14 protein-coding genes, 1 tRNA gene and 1 pseudogene are annotated in these 17,066 nt (G+C 66.2%); 14 read left to right on the forward strand and 2 right to left on the reverse strand.

Annotated elements, in window-relative coordinates; all coding sequences use genetic code 11:
* Nucleotides 1-672 precede the first annotated feature (672 nt).
* A complete protein-coding gene (locus ACFPIH_RS32050; protein WP_381180557.1) occupies nucleotides 673-4,068 on the forward strand; it encodes a PIN domain-containing protein in 3,396 nt (1,131 codons plus the stop codon).
* Between the two features lie 230 nt (nucleotides 4,069-4,298).
* Here ACFPIH_RS32050 and ACFPIH_RS32055 read toward each other — a convergent pair whose 3' ends face one another.
* Nucleotides 4,299-5,039, reverse strand: a complete 741-nt coding sequence (locus ACFPIH_RS32055) for a GntR family transcriptional regulator (RefSeq protein WP_381180555.1) — start codon at nucleotides 5,037-5,039, stop codon at nucleotides 4,299-4,301.
* Nucleotides 5,040-5,243: 204 nt separating this feature from the next.
* On the opposite strand from ACFPIH_RS32055, the gene ACFPIH_RS32060 reads away from it, so the two are divergent.
* The 8 genes and pseudogenes from ACFPIH_RS32060 (at nucleotide 5,244) to ACFPIH_RS32095 (ending at nucleotide 10,763) form a co-directional block, all read left to right on the forward strand.
* Nucleotides 5,244-5,594 carry an SCO3933 family regulatory protein gene (locus ACFPIH_RS32060; protein WP_381180663.1) on the forward strand — a complete coding sequence of 117 codons (351 nt, stop codon included), beginning with the start codon at nucleotides 5,244-5,246 and terminating at the stop codon, nucleotides 5,592-5,594.
* Nucleotides 5,594-6,914 (forward strand): annotated as a pseudogene (locus tag ACFPIH_RS32065) (FtsK/SpoIIIE domain-containing protein). Before ACFPIH_RS32060 ends, ACFPIH_RS32065 begins: the two are co-directional and overlap by 1 nt.
* Nucleotides 6,915-6,926: 12 nt before the next feature.
* Nucleotides 6,927-7,121: a hypothetical protein gene (locus tag ACFPIH_RS32070; RefSeq protein ID WP_062642117.1), complete on the forward strand. Its 195-nt coding sequence runs from the start codon at nucleotides 6,927-6,929 to the stop codon at nucleotides 7,119-7,121.
* A gap of 35 nt (nucleotides 7,122-7,156) precedes the next feature.
* A complete protein-coding gene (locus tag ACFPIH_RS32075) occupies nucleotides 7,157-7,447 on the forward strand; it encodes a hypothetical protein (RefSeq protein ID WP_381180552.1) in 291 nt (96 codons plus the stop codon).
* 104 nt (nucleotides 7,448-7,551) lie between these two features.
* On the forward strand, nucleotides 7,552-7,812 hold the full coding sequence (locus tag ACFPIH_RS32080; RefSeq protein WP_381180550.1) for a hypothetical protein: 261 nt from the start codon (nucleotides 7,552-7,554) through the stop codon (nucleotides 7,810-7,812).
* Nucleotides 7,809-9,179, forward strand: a complete 1,371-nt coding sequence (locus ACFPIH_RS32085; protein ID WP_381180549.1) for a replication initiator — start codon at nucleotides 7,809-7,811, stop codon at nucleotides 9,177-9,179. Before ACFPIH_RS32080 ends, ACFPIH_RS32085 begins: the two co-directional genes overlap by 4 nt.
* Entirely contained in the window at nucleotides 9,169-9,381 is a 213-nt protein-coding gene (locus tag ACFPIH_RS32090; RefSeq protein WP_334494303.1) for a helix-turn-helix transcriptional regulator, read from the forward strand. Before ACFPIH_RS32085 ends, ACFPIH_RS32090 begins: the two co-directional genes overlap by 11 nt.
* Complete coding sequence (locus ACFPIH_RS32095; protein ID WP_381180546.1) at nucleotides 9,378-10,763, forward strand: tyrosine-type recombinase/integrase; 1,386 nt, start codon at nucleotides 9,378-9,380, stop codon at nucleotides 10,761-10,763. The genes ACFPIH_RS32090 and ACFPIH_RS32095 overlap by 4 nt, the downstream gene beginning before the upstream one ends.
* Nucleotides 10,764-11,018: 255 nt before the next feature.
* On the opposite strand, the gene ACFPIH_RS32100 is transcribed toward ACFPIH_RS32095, so the two are convergent.
* A tRNA-Arg gene (locus ACFPIH_RS32100) sits at nucleotides 11,019-11,090 on the reverse strand.
* A 120-nt stretch (nucleotides 11,091-11,210) separates the two neighbouring features.
* Here ACFPIH_RS32100 and ACFPIH_RS32105 point away from each other — a divergent pair.
* The 5 genes from ACFPIH_RS32105 to thrC all read left to right on the forward strand — a co-directional run bounded on the left by ACFPIH_RS32105 (nucleotide 11,211) and on the right by thrC (nucleotide 17,027).
* On the forward strand, nucleotides 11,211-11,744 hold the full coding sequence (locus ACFPIH_RS32105; RefSeq protein ID WP_381180544.1) for a response regulator: 534 nt from the start codon (nucleotides 11,211-11,213) through the stop codon (nucleotides 11,742-11,744).
* 258 nt (nucleotides 11,745-12,002) lie between these two features.
* The gene (gene nrtL, locus ACFPIH_RS32110; RefSeq protein WP_381180542.1) at nucleotides 12,003-13,052 is read left to right on the forward strand and encodes an ArgS-related anticodon-binding protein NrtL; all 1,050 of its coding nucleotides are present in this window, start codon (nucleotides 12,003-12,005) and stop codon (nucleotides 13,050-13,052) included.
* 66 nt (nucleotides 13,053-13,118) lie between these two features.
* Complete coding sequence (lysA, locus tag ACFPIH_RS32115) at nucleotides 13,119-14,510, forward strand: diaminopimelate decarboxylase (protein WP_381180540.1); 1,392 nt, start codon at nucleotides 13,119-13,121, stop codon at nucleotides 14,508-14,510.
* Nucleotides 14,511-14,669: 159 nt separating this feature from the next.
* Nucleotides 14,670-15,962, forward strand: a complete 1,293-nt coding sequence (locus tag ACFPIH_RS32120; RefSeq protein WP_381180538.1) for a homoserine dehydrogenase — start codon at nucleotides 14,670-14,672, stop codon at nucleotides 15,960-15,962.
* A gap of 6 nt (nucleotides 15,963-15,968) precedes the next feature.
* Nucleotides 15,969-17,027 carry a threonine synthase gene (gene thrC / locus ACFPIH_RS32125; protein WP_381180536.1) on the forward strand — a complete coding sequence of 353 codons (1,059 nt, stop codon included), beginning with the start codon at nucleotides 15,969-15,971 and terminating at the stop codon, nucleotides 17,025-17,027.
* The last annotated feature ends 39 nt before the right edge of the window (nucleotides 17,028-17,066 follow it).

The following is a 17,066-nucleotide window of genomic DNA, read 5'->3' on the forward strand; positions in this document are numbered from 1 at the left end:
GACTGAGGCCGCTGACCTGGGGCTTCGATACCTGGTGAGGCGGCTGGCAACGCGACCTCAGGACGCCCTCGTTGACCGTGGCTGACCCCTGCGTCTGGCACGGTAGTGGCACGAACCTCAACCGAAGACAGTCAGCCAAGACGGTGGGTGCGTCGGCCGATCAGGCGCGCGTGTGCCTCGCTGCACCCCCACTGGCCTCTGCCACGCTATCGGCTTGTGTCGTCGACCAGAGCGCGGCCGTGAGAGTCGGCCCGCGACAACGATGCCTGGCACAGTGCACCCCTGGAGCTCGGACTCGGGACTTTCGGTCGTATCGCTCGGCCTCGTCCCACATACTTTGGTGAGGGTCTGGTCTGTAGACAGATCCGACGGTTTCTCCGGTTGATTCATGCATGATCAGCCAGCGGAAGGAGTCCGATGGATCCGGCATCGTTCACGTTGGTCGCGAGGGCTGGCGGGCCCATCGCTAGCAAGCTCGGTATGTCTTTCCTACAACGAAAGACGCGAGCTATTCGTGTATCCCTAGCCGCCTCCAAGAGAGCCAAAGTTGTCGGTGTCGATATCTCCGCAAAATCGATCCGCACATGGCTATCCAGGCGAGATACTGCTGAACGATTCCGAGAATGCACTGAACAGTCACTGGCGTCGATGGCTCGGAGTCTCACTTATATTGTGCCCGGTGTCGATGCCGCCACGCGCCAAGCCAACGCACTCGCTGTGCTACGCATAGTAATGCAAGAGTACTTGCGGACCGCGAACACGTCAGCTGCTATAGAACTCTCTAATGCCTGGCAGCAACAGTACATAGCACAGGAAGGAGAGAAGAATCGAAATGTCATCTTGCCAACACAAGATGAAATAATTTCCAGGCTGGATTACTCATTTGGATTCGATGCCGCTGTTCGTACACTGAGCAGTCTCCGCAGAAAAGAAGCAGAGGCGCTTAGGGGTAAGTGGAAGGCGATAGAGATTGCCATTTCATCGCTCGATGGAAATCGACTGCATCGTGGCGAGATGCTTAGCCAATGGGCTAGTAATCCCCCAGGTTGGCTTAGCGAAGCGCCTGCAGAGGGTCTTCTCTGGTTGGCGAATATGGCAGCGGACTATTCCAGTCGAGAATCCGTTGCACACATATACTTCGAGATGGCAATCTCTGCTGGCGCGTTTCCCCATGACTACTGGGTAGCCCGATCAGCGATTTCTCTAGGGAAGGAAGAATCCTCCGAAGAGATTCGGGAGTACATTGCTTCTCGTCGACGAGGTGATCATCCCTTCCTTGCGGCGGTTGAGGCGTTCATCGACGATCGCTTTAACGATGCTATCGCACTCTTGGATTCATGGGATCCGCAAAGCGAGGGTGGGGCGGCAATCTCTGCTTCCCTGAAGGTATCCTCGCTGGCCAGTTTGGGAAAAATCACCGAAGCGATAGGGCTTGCGAAGTCTGTAGCAGAACAGACGGACCTTTCTGGCCTGGCCGCGCGCGCCGCAGAACTATTGTTGGTGCGAGCGACGAGTGGTCGGTCAGAGCATCGCCTAATGGACTGTCAGGAAGCTTTGTCTCTGGCTCTGCAAGCGAGAAACCGAAGGCGCTCTTGGTTCGGTGACAGTGTTGAGCCGCTTGTGATCGCAGTAAAGGCGGCACAGCTATGTGGCGATATCGAAAAGTCATGGTCTCTTATGCAGGTGCCTCCACAAGGTGAGGCACTGATACATGAGGTCAGAGACGAACGGCTCCAAAGTCAGACGGCTCTTACTGCCGCATTGACAGGGCGTTTCGATGAGGCGCGTCAACTCTTGAGTCAGATCGATGATGCCTTCACTAAGGCACAAGTCGAAGCCGTGATGGCGGATGTCGCGCTTGGGGAGGGGGACGATCCCAGCGAACTGCGCCAGCTATGGACAAATGCTTGGGGCCGGGCCAGCAATGATATGGAGCGCCTCTTTGCGGCGATGGGAATGGCGGAATCAGGAGCTGATCTACCAGATCTGACTGAACTCGCCCAAGAAAACTCAGATGCGGTTGAAGAGATCAAAATCGTCGCTAAGGCAATGACGGGTACAGCGGATAACTTGGCGGCGCTGAGGATAGGTGCTACCAAGAGCCGGCTGCTTGTTGTGAAGCTTGCGCAGCATCATTTTGTAAAGGGAGAATTTGCGCTTGCTGCCGAAACACTGAGGGCCGGGGCAGAAAGATGGAGTGATGCCCAGCTGATGTCAATGGCAGCCACGAGGTTCCGAGAGGCGAACCAGAAAGCAGAGGCTCGATCTGCCGCGCGGTCGGCAATGCATCTCGGAGGGCCAGGCTGGGCAGGAGCGGGGCAGATGTATGCCCTCCTCGTTGAGGTCGAGTCTGCTGACGGCGACTACGAAGCCGCCTCCGACGCGGCCAGAAGCCTCCTTGCGCTTGATCCGCACGATGATAATGCCCGATGGGCCCTTGTGAAGTGCTTGATTAGTCGGGTCAAGATTGACGAGGCGTGGCGTGTACTTTCGTATCATGGTGAGCCGACCGCTCCAAGATCTAAGGAAGAAACGCTAATCTGGCTCGGCCTTTGTGCACAGTATTACGTCGGTGCCGACTTTGCGGGTAAAGCCCTAGGGTTCATACAAAATTGGTCGGATGACGAAGAAGTTCTCGGGCGCTTCCTGCAAACCTTCCATGTCATCGGCCCTCGATCCACTGAACTGCCGCTCACGGATGCAGATAGAGAGCAACTGCAGGCCGTGGCGGAAGGATTTGTGAGCAAATTCCCTGAGAGTGTTCATTGGCGCGCCGTTCCTCTCGGTCCCGACGATCATCCTCTGGCGCCGTTGGAGTCTCAACTGCGAGAGGACCATGAGAGAACAAAGGAGTTGCGCCAACAGGTTAATGACGGGAATCTTCCTCTAGGTATGCTGGCCATGGCGACAGGTAGAACTTATACGGAAGCGGCAATTCGCCGGGCTGCTGGTAGAGTTTTCGCAGTTGACCTTAATTCATCTGATGCGGAATCCCTGGATCTGAGCCACGCTAAAGAGGGTAAAGTAGTTGTGGACCCGACAGCGATACACTCTTTGTCGCTTTTCGATTCAGATTCTGCTGAGCTGCTTCTCGGCAGTCTTCCTGCTGCAATTACCACAGATCAACTGTATAAAGACGCCCTGCAATGCCGAGATGCGCTTGCTCTTGCTTCGGATATGCAGATTGTGTGGGATGAAAATTCTGGCCATGCGACCGTCTCCATTGCCACGCAAGAAGATGTCGAAATTCTGCGGGTTCGGTCGAATAGGATCCTTGAGCTCCTTGGGGCCATGCAACGTGTGCCTCGCTTGGAGCTCCGCGTCCTAACTGAATTGACATTCGGAAATGTGGACTGGATTACAGGTCTGGACTACGCAATAGAGCATGGGCTCGCATATTGGTCGGACGACAGAGTTATGCGCTCTGTAGCTCGAAGCCGGGGCGTACCAACCTTTGGAACTGTGAGCCTGATGAAGGAGTCAGTTGAAAACAGGTTGATCTCGGCAGACGAGTGCCGCGTTCTGGAAGCTGAGCTTCTGCGAAACTATTACGTAGACCTGCCGTACTCAAAGGAGCTTTACACTGCGGGAGCCATTGCAGACTCTTGGCGCCCTTTGGGGGTTGCAGCTGCTCTGACGAGACGACACGTTTGGGGTCGGCCGGAGGAGGCTGCCGAATTTGCTATGTATGCCAGTGGGAAAGTCTCCGATAGTTCTCCGGAAGGAATTTCCACCTGGATTGGTTCAGCTGCGGTCGGACTTGTTAGATCTTCCGATACGCCCGATACGGCTTCTCAGAACCTTCAAATCCTCCTGAGGAAGGTATTTAGTCAAAGCTGGTTTGCTGGTCATGCTGTCGGCTTTATTCTTTCCGGAATTCGAATGGGGGTTGCGGACCGTGATGGTGTCACCGATCCCACGGGCAAGGTTCTGAATGACTACTATTCAGCGCTAGTGAAAAAGATGGGGCATGCTGTGGCGGCAAGCCGCCTAATGGCCTTTATGGCGACAGCTTCCGATGACGACAAATCACTCGCTGCGCGTATTGTTCTTACCCACAGCGACTGATGGATGCCGATTTGAGTCGGGCGGGAGCGGACGTGCTGGCGATGCTCGCTGCGGCGTAATGTTATCTCTGGCGTCAGGCGGGTGATTGCTATGCGTGCGGCGCGGGCGCCGGCCGGGCTGGAGCGGGGCGGAGACAGGAGCGCAGGCCCGGCCGGGGGCCGGGCCGCGCGCGGGGAGCGGAGCGAGCCGCCTTGATGACGTAGAGAAAGTCTGAGCCAACACGGGCTGTGCTACAGCCGGAACGACAGCTCCAGCTCGTCGCCTGGGAGGTGGAACTCCTCCAGGGCGAGGGGCTTGTCTGACTCGGTGAGTGTCACGCGGATGATGTGGAGCATTGGGACCCCGTCGGCGAGTCGTAGAGCCTGAGCCTGATCGGGTAGAGGCATGCGGGTGCGGACGTACTCCGTGAAGTGGAGTTCGTGGCCCAGGTCGGCTAGCGCGGTGTAGAGATCCGGTGCCGGCGGTGGGGCCTCCTCCTCGTACTTGGTGTCGATCAGTACGGAGAACGGGACGTACGTCCGGTGGAGTTGGCGGAGGCGGCCGTGGTCTGCAGTCTGCAACGCGTCGTACGTGAACATCGGCTCGCCTGGCGGGATGCGGAGTAGGTCCGCAAGGGCGAGTGGGGCGTCTGTGCGGGTGGCTACCGGCGGCTCGGCGTCTGTCCAGCGGATGCCGTCTGCCTCGATGTAGCGGCCGTCCGGGGTTCGGCGTACGCCGCGGGGGCGCGTGTGGCTGGGGCGGTTGTGGGGGGAGCGGGCGAAGGTGCCGCGGCCCATGATGGCCTCGACGAGACCGGATGCCCGCAGTTCGCTCAAGCCCTGACGGACCGTGGGGCGCGTCACGCCGAACTGTTTTGCCAACGCCTCCTCGGACGGGAGTGGTTGGCCGGCGGGGAAGGTGCCGTCCAAGATGCCTTCGCGCAGGTAGTCGGCAATTTGCCGGTACTTCGGCTGCGTGTTCTTCGGCGGCATGCGGGCCCTCCGTGGCCGTGGTGTGGGCGGCTGTCCGTCCCCGTTGGGCAGCGTGCCCAAGTTCTTGGACAGCTTCGCTTATTGCTAGTCGGTTGACAACCCGTACTACGGGTGGTCACTCTTGTCTTCGTCACCCGTACTACGGGTGGTCTAGTAGCCCGCAGGATTGGCCTGCGGGTGCCGAGGATGAAGGAGATCCGAACAGTGGCAAGCCTTCCGATCGATACCGCGAAGTTCACGGGGATCATCTGCGCCGTTCCCCCTGCTCCGCGGGTCGCCAACCGTGAGACCGGTCAGCTCCGTGTTGACCGCGATACGGGTAAGACCGTGTACCAAGTCGGCCTCTGCCTGATGGCGGGGTCGTCGGCGGACGTCGCCAACGTCAGCGTGGCTGGTGAGCCAGCCGGTGTGCAGCTCGGTATGCCGGTGGCCGTGCGAGACCTGGTCGCCACCCCGTGGGAGAACGAGGGGCGGCACGGGATCGCGTTCCGGGCGGCGGAGATCCGACCCCTGAGCGCTCCCGCCACCCCGGCGGGTAAGGGGGCCAGTCAGTGATGAAGCTGGCCTCCGCTACTTCGGCTGGCGCGAGCTGGCCGAGTTGGGCTCTGGTGGTGGCCGCAGTGCTGGTGTCGGGTCTGCTTCTGGCAGGCCCGGCCCTGCGCCGCCGCTATCCCGTTGCCTGGTGGCTGTTATGCGGCTTCCCGGCCGTGGCCTTCCGGGTCGTGCAGACCTGGCGGCCTCTGATGGCTGGCTGCGGGCTCGCCGTGAGTCGTCGACCGGCGCTGACCGTGGTGTCCGGGCTTGTCGGCAAAGGGGCACCTCCGCCGCAGCCGCGGGTTCCCCGGAAGGGGCTCGTACGCCCGACCCCCGGCGGCTTCGCACTGCTCGTGCGGTTGTTGCCGGGCCAGGTGCCGGAGCACTTCGTCAAGGCTGCGCCTGCCATGGCGGAGAACTGGCAGGTGCACGCAGTGCGGGTGACTTCCTGGAAGCCGGGGGTCGTGCGGATCGTCGCCTCGGCGGCCGACCCGTTGGCCGATCCCCAGGTGCCGAAGCAGCGAGGGCCTCGGCCATCTGCTTCGGGTGACGGTGGGTGCCTTGGAGACTGGGGCCGCGTGGGTGGTGGACCTGAGGCGCATTCCTCACTGGCTGATCGTCGGAGCCACCCGTTCCGGCAAGTCGACCCTGATCAACGCACTCGTGGCGGGCCTCGCCCCGCAGCCCGTCGCCCTGGTGGGGATCGACTGCAAGGGCGGCATGGAACTGTCGCTCTACGAGACGCGGTTGTCCGCCCTAGCGACGAACCGAGAGCAAGCGGTCCGGCTGCTCGCCGCTCTCGTCGACCTGACCCTCGACCGGATGACCCTGTGCCGGGCTGCCCGCGTCCGGAACATCTGGGGCCTGGCTGACAAGGAACGCCCGGTCCCCGTTGTCGTGATCGTCGATGAGATCGCGGAACTCTTCCTCGTAGCGAGCCGAAGCGAGAAGGACGAAGCGCATGCGGCCGGTACAGCGCTGATCCGGCTGGCCCAACTCGGTGCGGCGCTGGGGGTGTTCCTCGTCGTGGCCGGCCAACGCGTCGGCTCCGACCTCGGACCCGGTGTCACGGCTCTGCGGGCGCAACTGGGCGGCCGAGTCTGCCACCGCGTGGCCGACCCCGGTACGGCAGAGATGGCGCTTGGCGACCTCAATCCTGACGCGCTCAAGGCAGCGCAGGCCATCACCCCCGAACAGGCCGGTACGGCCATCCTCGCCTCCGGCGACGGCTGGGAACGCGCCCGGTCTCACCTGATCACGGAAGCGGAGGCAGAAGCCGTCGCCGCCGAGTACGCGCACCTGACACCTGTCTTGTCCGAACTGCACGTCGAAGCGCTGTGAGAGGGGGCTGTCGTGCTGGTGTCCATGTCGGCCGTGCTGCTGCTCGGCCTGCTGATCTGGTTCCTCCTGCGCATTCGGTACCTCAGGTGGGCCGACGCGCTGCTCTGCGGAACCTTCGGCTTCCTGCTCGCCCGGACAGTGGCCGCGCCGTTCGTTCAGGCCCTCCTCGACGGCGTGAACGGCTTCCTCGGCCAACTCCGCTTCTGAAGCGCCTCACCACTGACCCGACAAGGAGACTTTCTGTGTCCGACTACGTCATCCGCTCCGGTGACCGCGCCGCCTTCCTGGCCGGTCTGCGGGAGCTGGTCGACTTCCTGACCGTCAATCCGGCCGTCGTCGTGCCGCGTCACGCGTCCGTCGTCGTCCTGGTCGACGCCTCCGACTCCGCCGCTCGTCTCGACGGCGTGGCGTTCGTCGCCGCTCCGCTCGGCGTGCCGGCGGAGGACATCGGCCGGGGCTACTTCGACGCACGCCGTGACTTCGGACCGATCTCGTACGGCGTCGTCGGGATTCCTCCCGAGGAACGGCAGTGATCGCCCGTACGACGGGCTCCCGACGGGGCGCGAAGTCGCCAAACCCGACCCCGTCAGGAACCCACTCCATCCGCCACATGAGCAGTGAAAGGAGCACTCACACTTTGTCCACCGCGCATCATTCGCGCAAATCCCCGTCGCTCGACTGCGACCTCAGGCAGCGTGACGCGCAGGTCTCGACCTGCGCCGGACGGGAACAGATCGTCCTCGTCGAACTCAACGGAACGGAGCAGTGGCTGTGTTCCGCGCACGCGGCGGCTGTCTGGCTCACGGACCCGACTCTCCGCTTCAGCGCCAAGACTCGGCTAGAAGGCATCTCGGCCGTGATGGGGCAGGCGTTCGGCGACGGAGGTGGTCGCCGATGACCACCGGCCTTCCGCAGAGCGTTGCTGCTCTCGTCGACAGGGCGTCGGAGCCGGAGTTTGCGGCCTGGCGCCGAAACATCGTCCGCCTCGCTGGCTGCACCAACCCGATTCACCTGGTCGGCGCGGCGACCGTCTACGACACGACGACCGGTGCCGCCCTGCTCTCCTACGGCTCGGATGTCTACGGCGGTCGCCTGCTCACCGCGTGCGGCAACCGGCGGGCGACGGTCTGCCCGGCCTGCTCGGCGCTGTACCGGGCGGACACGTACCAACTCGTCAGGGCCGGTCTCGTCGGCGGCAAGAACGTCCCGGAAGCGGTGAGCGGTCACCCGCGGGTGTTCGCCACGCTCACCGCCCCCGGGTTCGGCCCGGTCCACACTCGCCGCGAACGTGACGGACACGTGCGGTCCTGTCGGCCGCGTCAGGTAGGGGACCACTGCCCGCACGGGACTCCTGCCGGATGCCGTGAGCGTCACCCGGCGGACGACCTTCGACTCGGGGAACCCCTCTGCCCACGCTGCTACGACTATGCGGGGGCCGTTCTCTGGCACGCGTTCGCTGGTCGGCTCTGGCATCGGTTCGGGCTGGAGCTGCGGCGGGAGGTTGCACGGCGAGCCGGGCTGTCCCGTACCGAGTTCGGGGACGTCGCTCGGCTGTCGTACGCGAAGGTCGCCGAGTACCAGCGGCGGGGCCTGGTCCACTTCCATGCCGTGATCCGCCTCGACGGTGCAGACGGACCCGACTCCGATCCGCCCAACTGGGCGACCGTCCCGCTCTTGGTCGACTCCGTGCGGGCCGTGGTCGGACGAGTGCGGCTGAACGCTCCAGGCGCGGGCGTCATCGGTCCGCGGGCGCTGCGCTTCGGTGCCCAGGTCGACGCACGTCCGGTCACCTCGTACCGGCGGGAAGCGGGGGAGCGGCCTGCTTCTCCGGCCTCCGTGGCGGGCTACATCGCTAAGTACGCCACCAAGGGAGCGGAGTCCGCCGGCGCAGTGGACGGTCGTATCCATCATGCGCGAGACATGGTCATGCTGCCGGTGCGGGCGCACGTGCTCCGCATGATCGGCACGTGCTGGTGGCTGGGCGGCTTACCGGAGTTCGAGCCGCTCGGGCTCCGCCGCTGGGCGCACATGCTCGGATACGGCGGCCACTTCTCCACCAAGTCCCGGCGTTACTCGACCACGCTGATGGCACTCCGGCAGGCACGTACCGACCACCGGGCGGAGCAGCAACGGACCTCACTCGGCCTGGCCGACCACTCGACGGTCACGGTCGGCCGGTGGCGCTACGCGGGACGCGGCTACTCGCCGGAGGCTGCGCTCCTGGCCGCCTCGGTGCGGGAGAGCGGTGCATCCCATGGCGCGTGACACCCGTACGAAGGCGGCCGAGCTGCTCACCGTGCGGCAGGTCCTCGACGAACTGGGCGGCATCTCCCGGCGCACCTTCTACCGCTGGCGGGAACTCCGCCTCGCGCCGGCCTGCATCCGGTTGCCGAACGGTGAGCTGCGGGTCCGGCGTGACGTGCTCAACGACTGGCTGGAGGAGCGGGCGGAGGGGGCGACGTCGTGAAGTCGTACAAGGTCGTAATCTGGAAGCTCAGCATCAACCGCTCCGCGAAGAAGCCGACGTATCTCGTCCGGTGGTCCGTGGACGGTGAGCCGTTCCACGAGTCGCACAAGACGAAGGCGCTGGCGGACCGCTTCCGCGCAAAGCTTCTTCGTGCCGCTGACAAGGGTGAACCGTTCGACACCGTGACCGGTCTGCCGGACTCGCTCCGCGGTGGAAAGGCGGCGCTGTCGTTCCTCGACCTGGCGGTCAAGTACGTGGATGCGCGGTGGGCGGAGGCGTCCGCCAAGCAGCGGGACAGCATGACTGATGCACTGGCGACGGTCGTTCCCGCCCTGGTCAAGCCGGGACGGGGGCGGCCCACCCCAGAGGTGCTGCGGCGGGCGCTGCGCTCGTACCTGCTGCCGGTACCGCGCAGGGAGCGGGAGCGGCCGGAGGAGATCGCCTTGGCCGTGCGGTGGATCGAAAAGGCATCGCTTCCGGTGGGGGAGCTGCAAGAGATCATGCGTGTGCATGAGCTCATCGATGCACTCGGCCGGAGGATGAACGGCAAGCCTGCGGCGACGCAGACATACAGGCGACGTCGCGCCGTGGTCTTCAACGCCCTGGAGTACGCGGTTGAGCTCGAACACCTGCCGTCCAATCCGCTGAGCCGAGTGCGGCGCAAGCGGGGGAAGCGGCCGGTGCAGGAGGTTGACCGTCGTGTGGTGGTCAACCCTCGGCAAGCACGGGAGCTGCTGACCGCGCTCACGTACGTGGGTGGCTACGACCGTGCAAGCGGCCGGCGCCTGCGGGCCTTCTTCGGGTGCCTCTATTACGCGGCCATGCGACCGGGGGAGGCGCTGGGGCTTCGCCGCTCCGATTGCACGCTTCCGGCGTCGGGCTGGGGCCGAATCGAGCTGACGGAGACCCGTCCCACGGCAGGTAAGGCGTGGACCGACTCCGGTGAAGCGCACGACCGGCGTGGTCTGAAGCAGCGGGCTGACGGTGAGGTGCGCATCGTGCCGATTCCGCCTCCGCTGGTCCGGCTCCTCCGCGAGCATCTGAAGGAGTTCGGGACGGCGGAGGACGGCCGGCTGTTCTCCAGCGAGCGGGGCAACGTGATGGCTGCCTCGTCGTACTCGCGGGCGTGGAAGCAGGCTCGGGAACTGGCGCTCGTGCCACATCAGATGTCGTCGGTGCTGGCCTTCCGGCCGTACGACCTCCGTCACGCGGGCGTATCCCAATGGCTCAACTCCGGTGTCCCTGCGCCAGAGGTCGCCGCTCGCGCGGGCCATTCGGTGGACGTCCTGCTCAAGATCTACGCCAAGTGCATCGACGGCCAGGAGCAGGAGATGAACGGCCGGATCATGCAGGGGCTGGGGGAGGCGGACGGCCCTGACTGACACAACGACATGACCGATGAACGGGAGCCCCGGACAACAGAGGTTCGGGGCTCCCGTTCGTCAGTCCACGTATAGGCCGCAGGGCTACGCTCAGGGTCCCCGGGAACGGCTGCTGACCTGTGAGAAAGCCCATCAAGATCATTACGTCGTCATTACGTGATCACTGGCAAAGGGCTGCTTCCGGCGGCACATACGCCAAGACCCCGTCCTCAGCGAAAGCGCTGGTGGCGGGGTCTTGGGGCACCTTCTTCAAGGTGCCCCCGGCAGGATTCGAACCTGCGCACACGGCTCCGGAGGCCGTTGCTCTATCCCCTGAGCTACGGGGGCGTGTCGGGCGGGAGCTGTTGCTCGCGGCGACGGGTAGAACACTACCAGCTCGCTCAGGGTGTTCATGAACGGGTTTACGTGGGGCGGGAGGGGGGTGGGGGTCGCCCGCAGGGGGTGGAAGTGGGGAAAACCCGGACGCGGTGGCCGGTCCCGACCTACTCTCGAGTTGTGCCAGGCGCGTCGGGTCGGGTGCTTGTTGTGGACGACAACAAGGTCATCCGGCAGCTGATCAGGGTCAATCTCGAGCTAGAGGGGCTTGAGGTCGTGACCGCGTCCGATGGTGCCGAGTGTCTGGAAGTCGTTCATCAGGTGCGGCCCGATGTCGTCACCCTCGATGTCGTCATGCCCCGGCTGGACGGTCTGCGGACCGCCGCTCGGCTGCGTTCCGACCCTCTGACGCGTGACCTTCCCCTCGCGATCATCAGTGCGTGTACCCCGTACGAGGTCGAGGCCGGTCTCGAAGCCGGCGTCGACGCCTTCCTCGCCAAGCCCTTCGAACCCAGTGAACTCGTCACCCTCGTACGGCAGTTGCTGGAGGGGGAACGGCGAGAGCGGGGGGATGGGGGCGGTCGTTCAAGTGGTGGGGGACCGGGTGGGATGGGGCTCGGGCTCGGGACCGTTCTCGGAGCCGGCGGAGAGGTCGGGGCCGGGTAGGGGAGGGGCAGCGGAAGAAGGGCCCGCGATCGAGTAGGACCCGTGGTCGAGTAGGCCCTGGTGGAGTAGGACCCGCGGTCGAGTAGGACCCGTGGTCGAGTAGGGGTGTCCCTGCTCCCACCGCAGCAGCAGCCCCCCTCGCCTCTCCAGCTCCACAGCTCCACAGTTCCCCCCTCGCCGCTCCGCCCCCCGTCCACATCCCGGACCCTCCCCAAACCGGCTCGCCTCCCTACCCCCCTCCTCCCATACGCTGGTCCCGTGACCCCCGTCGAGCTCTCCCGCACCGTGCTGCACGCCGTACGTCGTGCTGTCGATGCCGGTGAGCTGAGCGTGGCCGTGCCCGCACGTGCCGTCGTCACGCTGCCGGGGCCCGGGGGAGCCGGGGACTACGCGACGAACATCGCCCTGCAGCTCGCCCGGCCGGCCGGGCAGACGCCGCTGCGGGTCGCCGAGGTGCTGCGGCCGTATCTCTCCCACGCCGAGGGCGTCGCCGGCGTCGAGATCACCGAGCCCGGCTTCCTCAACATCAGCCTCGACCGCCTCGCCGCCTCCACCGCCCTCGTCGAGCGGATCCGCCGCGAGGGCCTGCGGTACGGGCACTCCGACGCCCTCGCCGGGTGCGTCTTCGACGTGCGTGTGCCGTACGACGCCCGGGCCGAGGTTCTCGCCGACGCGCTCGCCCGGATCGTCGGCTCCCAGGGCGGACGCCTCGTCATCCACCACCGCGAGCCCGTCACCGACACCCCCCGCCCTCTCGCCCCCGTTCCCGAGACACTCCTCACTCTCCGGCCCACCCCCGCCCCCGAAGACCCCACCCCCCTCGGTCACGACGCCGCTCGCTGGGCGCTGTTGTATCCCGCTCCCCACGACCGGCCCCGTATCACCGCCGATCACCTGGTCCAGCGGGAGAGCAACCCTCTTTTCCGCGTCCGGTACGCCCACGCCCGCACCCGGGCGGTCAGCCGCAACGCCGCCGGCCTCGGGTTCACCGCCCAGCCGGGAGGAGAGACAGCAGGAGGAGAGACAGAGGGAGCGGGTTTGTTCTCCCTTCTCGCCGATCACCCCCGCATCCTCGCGACCGTCGCCCGCCTTCCCCGGTCCCAGGCCGTCGCCGCGCCCTCCCGGCTCGCCCGGTATCTCGTCGCGGTCGCCGACGGCACGCTCGAGTTTCTTCCCGTCGTCCTTCCCCGTGGTGCGGAGAAACCCTCGGCCGCCCACCGCGCCCGGCTCGCGCTCGCCGAAGCCGCCGGGACGGTGCTCGCCGGCGGCCTGTCCCTGCTCGGCATCGACGCGCCCGACCACCTCTGAACCACGCCCCACGCCCCACCCCCCAATCCTCTGAACCACCTCTGAACCAGAGAGAGCACGCCCACGATGAGCCGATCCGCCCACCCCGCCGGGCCCCGTCACGCCGATGTCCTCACCGAGGGCCACTACTCCGCGCCGCCCACCGACCTCAACGCCCTCGACCCCAAGGTGTGGGCGCAGACGGTCGGCCGGGACGAGGACGGTGTCGTCACCGTCGGAGGCGTCGACGTCAAGCAGATCGCCGAGCAGCACGGCACCCCCGCCTACGTCCTCGACGAGGCCGACTTCCGGGCCCGGGCGCGGGCCTGGCGCACCGCCTTCGGGGCCGACGCGGATGTGTTCTACGCCGGGAAGGCGTTCCTGTCGCGGGCCGTCGTGCGGTGGCTGGACGAGGAGGGGCTCAATCTGGATGTGTGTTCCGGGGGCGAGCTCGCCACCGCCCTCTCCGCGGGGATGCCCGCCGACCGCATCGCCCTGCACGGCAACAACAAGTCCACGGACGAGATCCGGCGGGCCATAGAGGCCGGCGTCGGGCGGATCGTTCTCGATTCGTTCCAGGAGATCGTGCGGGTCGCGCACATCGCCCAGTCCCTCGGCACGGTGCAGAGGGTCCAGATCCGGATCACCGTCGGCGTCGAGGCGCACACCCACGAGTTCATCGCCACCGCCCACGAGGACCAGAAGTTCGGGATTCCGCTGGCGGGCGGTCAGGCCGCCGAGGCCGTGCGGCGCGCGCTGCAGCTCGACGGGCTCGAGCTCATCGGGATCCACTCCCACATCGGGTCGCAGATCTTCGACATGTCGGGCTTCGAGGTCGCCGCGCACCGCGTGGTCGGCCTGCTCAAGGACATCCGCGACGAGCACGGGGTCGAACTGCCCGAGATCGACCTCGGCGGCGGTCTCGGTATCGCCTACACGAGCGACGACGATCCGCGCGAGCCGCACGAGATCGCCAAGGCGCTCACCGAGATCGTCACCCGTGAGTGTGAGGGCGCGCGACTGCGGACGCCCCGTATCTCTGTCGAGCCCGGGCGGGCCATCGTCGGGCCGACGGCCTTCACCCTCTACGAGGTCGGCACCATCAAGCCCCTCGACGGGCTGCGCACCTACGTCTCCGTCGACGGCGGCATGTCGGACAACATCCGTACCGCGCTGTACGACGCCGAGTACAGCGTCGCTCTCGTGTCCCGTAGCTCCGACGCCCCGCCGATGCTCGCCCGTGTCGTCGGCAAGCACTGCGAGAGCGGGGACATCGTGGTCAAGGACGCGTTCCTGCCGGGTGATCTGGCTCCGGGCGACCTCATCGCCGTACCCGCCACGGGGGCGTACTGCCGGTCCATGGCGAGCAACTACAACCATGTGCCCCGGCCGCCCGTCGTCGCCGTGGCCGACGGTGCCTCCCGGGTCATCGTCCGGCGCGAGACGGAGGAGGACCTCCTGCGCCTCGACGTCGGGTGAGGGAGAAAGAAGAGCAGCGAATTCAGGGGCCGGAGAATCTTTTGTCAGCCGCCCCTGTGGAAATGAAATACATGTCTCACGATCCGGACCGGGGATAGAAACCCCGGTCCGGTGGGTGAGACTGGACCCACCGTAGACGGTATGAGGAAACGAGGTCGGATGATGCGTACGCGTCCGCTGAAGGTGGCGCTGCTGGGCTGTGGAGTGGTCGGCTCAGAGGTGGCGCGCATCATGACGACGCACGCCGACGACCTCGCCCAGCGGATCGGGGCTCCCGTGGAGCTCGCCGGGGTCGCCGTGCGACGGCCCGCGAAGGTCCGCGAGGGCATCGACCCGGGCCTCGTCACCACCGACGCCACCGCCCTCGTCAAACGCGGCGACATCGACGTCGTGGTGGAGGTGATCGGGGGGATCGAGCCCGCCCGCTCGCTCATCACCACCGCCTTCGAGCACGGCGCCTCCGTCGTCTCCGCCAACAAGGCGCTGCTGGCGCAGGACGGCGCCGCCCTGCACGCGGCGGCCATCGAGCACGGCAAGGACCTGTACTACGAGGCCGCCGTCGCCGGCGCCATTCCCCTCATCCGGCCGCTGCGGGAGTCCCTTGCCGGGGACAAGATCAACCGGGTGATGGGCATCGTCAACGGAACCACCAATTTCATCCTCGACAAGATGGACAGCACGGGCGCCGGATATCAGGAGGCCCTCGACGAGGCCACCGCCCTCGGTTACGCGGAGGCCGATCCGACGGCCGACGTCGAGGCGTTCGACGCCGCCGCCAAGGCCGCCATCCTCGCCGGGATCGCCTTCCACACGCGCGTGCGCCTCGACGACGTCTACCGCGAGGGCATGACCGAGGTGACCGCCGCCGACTTCGCCTCCGCCAGGAACATGGGCTGCACCATCAAGCTGCTGGCCATTTGCGAGCGGGCCGCCGACGGTGGCTCCGTCACCGCACGTGTGCACCCGGCGATGATTCCGCTGACCCATCCGCTCGCCTCCGTGCGGGGCGCGTACAACGCCGTGTTCGTGGAGTCGGACGCGGCCGGGCAGCTGATGTTCTACGGCCCCGGCGCGGGCGGCGCTCCCACCGCCTCCGCCGTGCTCGGCGACCTCGTCGCCGTCTGCCGCAACCGGCTCAGCGGGGCAACGGGGCCCGGCGAGTCGGCGTACGCCGCCCTGCCGGTGTCGCCCATGGGCGACGTCGTCACGCGCTACCACATCAGTCTGGATGTGGCCGACAAACCGGGCGTTCTCGCCCAGGTCGCTACTGTGTTCGCAGAACACGGCGTGTCCATCGATACGGTGCGCCAGCAGGGTAAGGACGGCGAGGCCTCTCTCGTCGTCGTCACCCACCGCGCGTCCGACGCCTCCCTCACCGGGACCGTCGAGGCGCTGCGCAAGCTCGACACCGTGCGGGGTGTCGCCAGCATCATGCGGGTTGAAGGAGAGTAACCAGCAATGACCCACCAATGGCGCGGAATCATCGAGGAGTACCGGGACCGGCTGCCGGTATCCGACACCACGCCGGTCGTGACGCTCCGCGAGGGCGGCACGCCCCTCGTGCCCGCGCAGGTGCTCTCCGAGCGCACGGGCTGCGAGGTCCACCTCAAGGTGGAGGGCGCCAACCCGACCGGGTCCTTCAAGGACCGCGGTATGACCATGGCCATCAGCAAGGCCAAGGAGGAAGGCGCGCAGGCCGTCATCTGTGCCTCCACGGGCAACACCTCCGCCTCCGCCGCCGCCTACGCGGTGCGGGCCGGCATGGTGTCCGCCGTCCTCGTGCCGCAGGGCAAGATCGCGCTCGGCAAGATGGGGCAGGCCCTCGTCCACGGCGCGCAGATCCTCCAGGTCGACGGCAACTTCGACGACTGCCTCACCCTCGCCCGCCAGCTCAGCGACAACTACCCCGTCGCGCTGGTCAATTCGGTCAACCCGGTGCGCATCGAGGGGCAGAAGACGGCTGCCTTCGAGATCGTGGACATGCTCGGCGACGCCCCCGACATCCATGTCCTCCCGGTCGGCAACGCGGGCAACATCACCGCGTACTGGAAGGGCTACAAGGAGTACGCCGCCGACGGGATCGCCCGGCGGACCCCCCGTATGTGGGGCTTCCAGGCGTCCGGCTCCGCGCCGATCGTGCGCGGCGAGATCGTCAAGGACCCGTCCACCCTCGCCACCGCCATCCGGATCGGCAACCCGGCCTCCTGGCAGTTCGCCCTGGCCGCCCGCGACGAGTCCGGCGGCATCATCGACGAGGTGACGGACCGTGAGATCCTGCGCGCCTACCGGCTGTTGGCCGCTCAGGAGGGCGTCTTCGTGGAGCCCGCGTCCGCCGCGTCCGTCGCCGGTCTGCTGAAGGCCGCCGAGCGGGGCGACGTCGACCCCGGGCAGCGGATCGTCTGCACGGTCACCGGCAACGGTCTGAAGGACCCGGGCTGGGCCACCGAGGGCGCCCCGCGTCCGATCGTCGTCCCGGTCGACGCCGCTGCCGCCGCCGCCCGTCTCGGCCTCGCGTGACGGCCGGCCCGCGGGGTTAACCCCGGACCGGGTGCACAG

It is taken from the genome of Streptomyces vulcanius, assembly GCF_042653945.1.
In the GTDB taxonomy this organism is placed as follows: domain Bacteria; phylum Actinomycetota; class Actinomycetes; order Streptomycetales; family Streptomycetaceae; genus Streptomyces; species Streptomyces mangrovi.